Annotated in this window: 7 protein-coding genes, 1 tRNA gene and 1 pseudogene; 6 read left to right on the top strand and 3 right to left on the bottom strand. The window is 71.4% G+C overall.

Annotated features, from left to right (window positions below; translation table 11 throughout):
• The first annotated feature begins 154 nt into the window (after positions 1–154).
• Together gnd and OFY01_RS14025 are read left to right on the top strand one after the other, a co-directional pair.
• Positions 155–1,030 (top strand): phosphogluconate dehydrogenase (NAD(+)-dependent, decarboxylating), encoded by an 876-nt coding sequence (gnd, locus tag OFY01_RS14030; RefSeq protein WP_266599780.1) that lies wholly within the window; start codon positions 155–157, stop codon positions 1,028–1,030.
• A gap of 37 nt (positions 1,031–1,067) precedes the next feature.
• Complete coding sequence (locus tag OFY01_RS14025) at positions 1,068–1,679, top strand: histidine phosphatase family protein (RefSeq protein WP_266599778.1); 612 nt, start codon at positions 1,068–1,070, stop codon at positions 1,677–1,679.
• A 59-nt stretch (positions 1,680–1,738) separates the two neighbouring features.
• On the opposite strand, the gene OFY01_RS14020 is transcribed toward OFY01_RS14025, so the two are convergent.
• Positions 1,739–1,823: transfer RNA gene (locus OFY01_RS14020), tRNA-Leu, on the bottom strand.
• A 160-nt stretch (positions 1,824–1,983) separates the two neighbouring features.
• Between OFY01_RS14020 and OFY01_RS14015 the strand changes: the two genes are divergently transcribed.
• The 3 genes from OFY01_RS14015 to OFY01_RS32405 all read left to right on the top strand — a co-directional run bounded on the left by OFY01_RS14015 (position 1,984) and on the right by OFY01_RS32405 (position 4,643).
• Positions 1,984–3,309 carry a M20/M25/M40 family metallo-hydrolase gene (locus OFY01_RS14015; protein WP_266599776.1) on the top strand — a complete coding sequence of 442 codons (1,326 nt, stop codon included), beginning with the start codon at positions 1,984–1,986 and terminating at the stop codon, positions 3,307–3,309.
• A 152-nt stretch (positions 3,310–3,461) separates the two neighbouring features.
• Positions 3,462–3,695: a chaplin ChpH gene (gene chpH / locus OFY01_RS14010; protein ID WP_266599774.1), complete on the top strand. Its 234-nt coding sequence runs from the start codon at positions 3,462–3,464 to the stop codon at positions 3,693–3,695.
• Positions 3,696–3,833: 138 nt separating this feature from the next.
• The gene (locus OFY01_RS32405) at positions 3,834–4,643 is read left to right on the top strand and encodes a chaplin (protein WP_323135510.1); all 810 of its coding nucleotides are present in this window, start codon (positions 3,834–3,836) and stop codon (positions 4,641–4,643) included.
• 85 nt (positions 4,644–4,728) lie between these two features.
• Here OFY01_RS32405 and OFY01_RS13995 read toward each other — a convergent pair whose 3' ends face one another.
• Positions 4,729–4,917: a DUF5703 family protein gene (locus tag OFY01_RS13995; protein WP_018535088.1), complete on the bottom strand. Its 189-nt coding sequence runs from the start codon at positions 4,915–4,917 to the stop codon at positions 4,729–4,731.
• Positions 4,918–4,964: 47 nt separating this feature from the next.
• Between OFY01_RS13995 and OFY01_RS13990 the strand changes: the two genes are divergently transcribed.
• Complete coding sequence (locus tag OFY01_RS13990; RefSeq protein WP_266599767.1) at positions 4,965–5,714, top strand: hypothetical protein; 750 nt, start codon at positions 4,965–4,967, stop codon at positions 5,712–5,714.
• Between the two features lie 27 nt (positions 5,715–5,741).
• On the opposite strand, the pseudogene OFY01_RS13985 reads toward OFY01_RS13990, so the two are convergent.
• Positions 5,742–6,776: pseudogene (locus OFY01_RS13985) on the bottom strand (DNA helicase RecD); the annotation flags it as partial.

Below are 6,776 nucleotides of genomic sequence, written 5' to 3'. Positions count from 1 at the left end.
TCGCCAAGCGCGTCGAACCCGCCCTGACCCAAGGTGCCGAGGTCCCCGGCCTCGACGCCTCCACCCAGTCCCTGGTCGCCACGTACCGCGCCCTGCGCGGCCGTACGGCCTGATTTCGCAGCTCGTAGATCCCCGCGAAGGTAAGTGAACTGACATGCAGCTTGGTCTCATCGGTCTCGGCAAGATGGGCGGCAACATGCGCGAGCGCATCCGCCGCGCAGGCCACGACGTCATCGGCTACGACCGCAACCCCGAGATCTCCGACGTCGCGTCCCTGAAGGAACTCGTCGACAAGCTCGAAGGCCCGCGCGTGGTGTGGGTGATGGTCCCCGCCGGTGCCGCCACCCAGTCCACCGTCGACGAGCTCAAGGAACTTCTCTCCGACGGCGACATCGTCGTCGACGGCGGCAACTCCCGCTGGACCGACGACGAGAAGCACGCCACCGAGCTCGCCGAGCGCGGCATCGGCTTCGTCGACGCCGGTGTCTCCGGTGGCGTGTGGGGCCTGGAGAACGGCTACGCGCTCATGGTCGGCGGCGCCGACGAGCACGTCGCCCGCGTCAAGCCGGTCTTCGACGCCCTCAAGCCCGAGGGCGAGTACGGCTACGTCCACGCGGGCAAGGTCGGCGCGGGCCACTTCTCCAAGATGGTCCACAACGGTATCGAGTACGCCATGATGCAGGCGTACGCGGAGGGCTGGGAGCTTCTTGAGGCGGCCGACTCCGTGACGGACGTCCGGGAGGTCTTCCGCTCCTGGCAGGAGGGCACCGTCATCCGCTCCTGGCTGCTCGACCTCGCCGTCAACGCCCTGGACGACGACGAGCACCTGGAGCGGCTGCGCGGCTTCGCCCAGGACTCCGGCGAGGGCCGCTGGACCGTCGAGGCGGCCATCGACCACGCCGTGCCCCTCCCGGCCATCACGGCCTCCCTCTTCGCACGCTTCTCGTCCCGCCAGGACGACTCCCCGCAGATGAAGATGATCGCGGCCCTGCGCAACCAGTTCGGCGGCCACGCGGTCGAGAAGAAGTGACCGGGTCGCCTTCCTCACGAAAGGGATGATCCACGCCATGGGCGACCTCCTGCTGGTCCGCCACGGCGAAACCGAGTGGAGCCTGTCCGGACAGCACACCAGCTGGACGGACAAGCCCCTCACCAGGCGGGGCGAGGAACAGGCCAAGTTCCTCGCCCCGTTCTTCGCCGGACGGCCCTTCGCTCTCGCGCTCACCAGCCCCGCCGCACGCGCGGTCCGCACCGCCGACCTCGCGGGCCTGACGGGCGCCTTCCAGGACCCCGACCTGAGGGAGTGGGACTACGGGGCCTACGAAGGGATCACCACCCGCGAGATCCACCGCGCCCGGCCCGGCTGGGACCTGTGGACGCACGGTGTGCCGCGCGGCGCCGACGGGCATCCGGGGGAGTCCCCGGCCGAGGTCGGTGCCCGCGCCGACCGGGTCCTGGCCCGTGTGGACGCGGCCCTCGCCGCCGACTCCGCCCAGGGGGAGGGCGACGTCGTCCTCGTCGCGCACGGCCACTTCCTGCGTGTGGTCACCGCTCGCCGCCTCGGGCTCCCGCCCGCCGAAGGCCGCCTCTTCCAGCTGGCCACCGGCACGGTCAGCCGCCTCTCCACGGAGCACGGCCGCCCGGTCGTCGCGGCGTGGAACGTGCGGCCCCCGGCCTGACCGGTTCCGGCCGGTCCCGGAAAAGCAGAAGACCCCGGCAGTGCCGGGGTCTTTCTCTGTGTCCGAGGGGGGACTTGAACCCCCACGCCCGATAAAGGGCACTAGCACCTCAAGCTAGCGCGTCTGCCATTCCGCCACCCGGACAAGGTGTCTGTCGCTTGTTCGCGGGGTGTTCCCCGCGGCGACACAGAGAACATTACCAGGGATCCGAGGTGGCTCGATCACACCTCCCACCCCTTCCGGCCTTGGGCGCGGGCTGCCGGGGAGAGAGGATGGGCACAACCGCAGGAAGAGAGGAACAGGTGTGAGCGAGCCGAGCACGGGCAGGGCCGCCTCCGGGCAGGACGAGGTCGTCGACCTCTGCCGTGAACTGATCCAGATCGACACCAGCAACTACGGCGACCACTCGGGTCCTGGCGAGCGGAAGGCCGCCGAGTACGTGGCCGGGAAGCTCGCCGAGGTCGGCCTCGAACCCAAGATCTTCGAATCCCACCCCGGCCGCGCCTCCACGGTCGCCCGCATCGAGGGCGAGGACCCCTCGCGGCCCGCGCTGCTCATCCACGGCCACACCGACGTCGTCCCGGCCAACGCCGCGGACTGGACGCACCACCCCTTCTCCGGCGAGGTCGCCGACGGCTGCGTATGGGGCCGCGGCGCCGTCGACATGAAGGACATGGACGCGATGACCCTCGCGGTCGTACGCGACCGGCTGCGCACCGGCCGCAGGCCCCCGCGCGACATCGTCCTCGCCTTCCTCGCCGACGAGGAGGCGGGCGGCACGTACGGCGCCCGCTGGCTCGTCGACAACCACCCCGACCTGTTCGAGGGCTGCACCGAGGCGATCAGCGAGGTCGGCGGCTTCTCGCTCACCGTCAACGAGCAACTGCGGCTCTATCTGGTCGAGACCGCGCAGAAGGGCATGCACTGGATGAAGCTGACCGTGGCCGGCACCGCCGGGCACGGCTCGATGATCCACAAGGACAACGCGATCACCGAGCTCTCCGAGGCCGTCGGCCGTCTGGGGCGGCACGAGTTCCCGGTCCGCGTCACCAAGACGCTGCGGGCGTTCCTCGACGAGCTGGGCGACGCGCTGGGCACCGAGCTCGACCCCGAGAACATGGACGAGACGCTCGCCAAGCTCGGCTCCGTCGCCAAGCTCATCGGCGCCTCCCTGCGCAATGTCGCCAACCCGACGCAGCTGGGCGCCGGTTACAAGGTCAACGTCATTCCGGGCCTTGCGACCGCCCATGTCGACGGCCGCTTCCTGCCGGGCTTCGAGGAGGAGTTCCTCGCCGACATCGACCGGATCCTCGGCCCGAACGTCCAGCGCGAGGACGTGCACGCCGACAAGGCCCTGGAGACCACGTTCGACGGCGCCATCGTGGAGGCCATGCAGACCTCCCTCAAGGCGGAGGACCCCGTCGCCCGCGCCGTGCCGTACATGCTCTCGGCCGGTACCGACGCCAAGTCCTTCGACGACCTCGGCATCCGCGGCTTCGGCTTCGCGCCGCTCAAGCTGCCGCCCGAGCTGGACTTCGCGGGCATGTTCCACGGTGTCGACGAGCGGGTGCCGGTCGACGGCCTGAAGTTCGGCGTGCGGGTGCTCGACCGGTTCATCGACGCGTCCTGATCACACCAGCCGACCGTCACAACAATCGACCGCCTGTGCGTACTTAACTGAAAAGAGTGAAAGGGACCATACGCTCGTAGCCCCATCACACCCTCCTCGTTACAGAGAGTGCAGTCCGCGGCTGGGACTGCATTTGCCAACAAGGAGGAATAATGATCAAGAAGGTCGTCGCTGCTGCGGCTGCCACTGGTGGTCTCGTGCTCGCGGGTGCGGGCATCGCCGCCGCCGACGCCGGTGCCCAGGGTGCCGCCGTGAACTCCCCCGGCGTGCTCTCGGGCAACGTCGTCCAGGCGCCCATTCACATCCCGGTGAATGTCTGCGGCAACACGGTCTCCGTGATCGGGCTGCTGAACCCCGCCTTCGGCAACACCTGCACCAACGCCTGACGTTGATGTGCCTCACCCCTTGAGGGTCTGAGCCCATCGGCCCCGGAGTGCGTGCCATGCACTCCGGGGCCGACGGGCATTGGATTTCCACCGCACCTGATCAAAGGTGCGAAGGCAAAGTGCTAAGGCAGGGAAACTATGCGACAGGTCACGCGTAAGGGCCTGATCACGGTAGCGGCGGCGACCGGAGTGCTCGCCGTCACCGGGGGGTACGCTCAGGCGGATTCGGGTGCGAGCGGAAGCTCGTCGAACTCGCCGGGCGTCCTGTCCGGCAACACGGTCCAGGCCCCCGTCGACGTACCGGTGAACGTCTGCGGAAACACGGTCAACGTCATCGGACTGCTCAACCCGGCGGTCGGCAACGACTGCTCCAACGCCTCGAACGGCGGCGCCGGCAACGGTGGCAGCGGCGGCGGCAGCAACAGCGGCGGCGGCAGCAGCGGCGGTTCGCACCAGGGAGGTGGCGGTTCGCACCAGGGGGGCGGCGGATCCCACGCCGGGGGAGGCACCAGCCACTCGCCGGGCGTCGGCTCCGGCAACACCGTCCAGGTGCCGATCGGTGTCCCGGTGAACGTCTGCGGCAACACGGTCGACGTGGCCGCTCTGGGCAACCCGGCCACGGGCGACGACTGCGCGAACGCGCCGGGAGGAGGCGGCACCACCACGCCGCCGTCCTCGCCGCCCACCACGCCACCGTCGTCGCCGCCCACCACGCCGCCGAGCTCACCCCCGAGCTCCCCGCCGAACGGCTCGAACCCGGGCAATCCGGGGCACCACGCTCCGGGGCACCCCAACCGCCCCGGCACTCAGACCGTCACCCAGCCCGTGGGCGAGTCGCAGCTCGCGCAGACGGGCAGTGACGTGCCGGTCGGTGCGCTCATCCCGCTCAGCGCGGGCGCGCTGCTCGCCGGAGCGCTGCTCTACCGGCGGTCCAGGTCGGCGGCCTGACGGAGACCGCACTCAGACAGGCAGGACGGAGCGGGCCCGCGACGGCGGAGCCCGCTCCCCGCGCGGCCGGGCCGTCGGATTCAGGTCACCATGTGGCCCGCACCTGGCGGATGATCCGGCGCCGCAGCCGCACGCGGCGGCTCCCGTCACGGCGCAGGCTGAGCCGGTCCAACTCCCAGTGGCCGTACTCCGCGTGGTCCGTCAGCAGGCGCGTCGCCTCCTTGCGGGAGACTCCGCGCGGTACGTACACGTCGACAAATTCGTATTCGGGCATCGCATCTATTGTGCGGGCAGTGGCCCGGTACGGATAGCGTCTGCACTATGTCTGATGCTGCGCAGCCCACCGCTGCCGACGTACGCGCCGCCGCCGAGGCGGTCAAGGCTGCGCTCGACCGCCACCTGGCGGCTGTCGAGCGCCGGTCGGGCGAGGACGACCCGGCCGTCTACGAAGCGTTCAACGAACTCGCCGTCGCGGCCGAGGAGTACGACGAACTCCTCTACGACCGCTACGACGAGGTCACTCCCTTCGAGATCCCCGGGGGCGAGGACACGCTGCCCCCGTACACCGGGCCCGAGGAACCGAACGCCCTGAGCGTGCTGATCCGCCGCGACTACGCGGTGGCGGAGCCGCAGCGTCTGCTCGCCCAGGCCGGGCGGGTCGCCGAACTCGACGCGGGACGCGACGGGGCGCCGGACGAGGAGCTCCGCTCCGAGACCGGAGCCGCCGGAAGCGTCCACGCCGCGCTGGGCGTGCTCTTCGGCGAGTTCGAACCCGACGAGATCGCCTCCCGGCACAAGGAGTTCGGTCTGGAGGAGGGCGACTCCACGCTGTGGGTCACGGCCGCCGACGAGCCGTCGGAACCGGGGGAGTGGCTGGAGACGCCCTTCGACACCGTGGACCCGCAGCGAGTCGTGTGCCGCTTCGACGTGAGCGCGGTCTTCGACGACGACCTCGAAGACGATCTCGACGACGACATGGCCGAGGAGGTCGAGGAGGTCGACGACGCCTCGGACGCCGACGAGGCCCTGACCGACGGCGCGGCGGAGCCCCTGGAGGAGGCCGACCGGTAAGCGACACAGGGCCGGGGCCCGGCCGCCCTACGAAGTGGGCAGCTGGGCCCCGACGAGCGTGCGCAAGCGCGTCGTACGGGGCTTCGCCGTCAGCTCCGCCACGGCGTGCGGCAGCGCCGCGTCCGCGCCGTGCACCACCGACAGGTGCCGCTCGCCGCGGCCGAACGCCGTGTAGACCCAGGGACGGTTCAGCGCCTGCGTCGCGTCGCCCGGCAGCACCACCACGGCCGCGGGCCACCGCAGGCCCACCGCCTGGTGAGCGGTGACCGCCCAGCCGTGCCGCACGGCCCGCTCGACGCGCTCCCTGGGCACGACGACGGGTCCCCCGGCACAGTCGACGTGCAGCCCCTCGGCGTCCGCGCCGACGACCCGGCCGGGACGGATCCGCCCCGGCCCCGGCACGTACACCACCCGGTCCCCGGGGTCGAAACCGCCGAACCGCCCGGGGCCGGGGTTGAGCCGCTCCTTGAGCGCCGCGTTCAACGCGCGCGTGCCCGCCGCGCCGCCGTGCCCGGGAGTGATCACCTGCGTCTGCTCGGCGGGCACACCGATGGCGCGCGGCACCGAGTCGGCGACGAGCTGGACAGTGCGGTGGATCGCCTCGGCCGCGTCCCGCACCGGCACGATCACGACTTCCTTGCCGGGCGCCTCCACCTGCGTCAGCTCCCCGATCCCGATGCCCGAGACCAGCTCCCCGATCGGCCCGGGATCGGGCGTACGGGAGGCGATGCGGGGGCAGCCGCCGACCGCCAGGAGGTCAGCGAAGACCCGGCCGGGCCCCGCCGACCACAGGGTCGCCGGGTCGCCGCTGAGCACTAGCCTGGCCCCGTCGGCGAGCAGCTCGACGAGGGCGGCGCCCCGGTCCACGTCCAGCTGTGGTGCGTCCAGGATCACGAGCAGGTCCGCGGTGAACGCCCCGTCCGGCCCGCGCCCCGGCCCCTGCGTACCGTCGAGCAGCCCGTCCACGGTGGCCGTGGCGACCTCGGGGGCGCCTGCCCGGTCGACCCGCGCACCACCAGCTCCGGCTCGAAGAGCAACTCGTCCGAGACGACCGCGCCGCCC

The organism is Streptomyces beihaiensis, assembly GCF_026274175.1.
In the GTDB taxonomy this organism is placed as follows: Bacteria; Actinomycetota; Actinomycetes; order Streptomycetales; family Streptomycetaceae; genus Streptomyces; species Streptomyces beihaiensis.
The sequence above is the reverse complement of the archived record's forward strand: the minus strand, read 5'-3'. Positions and strand labels throughout refer to the sequence as shown.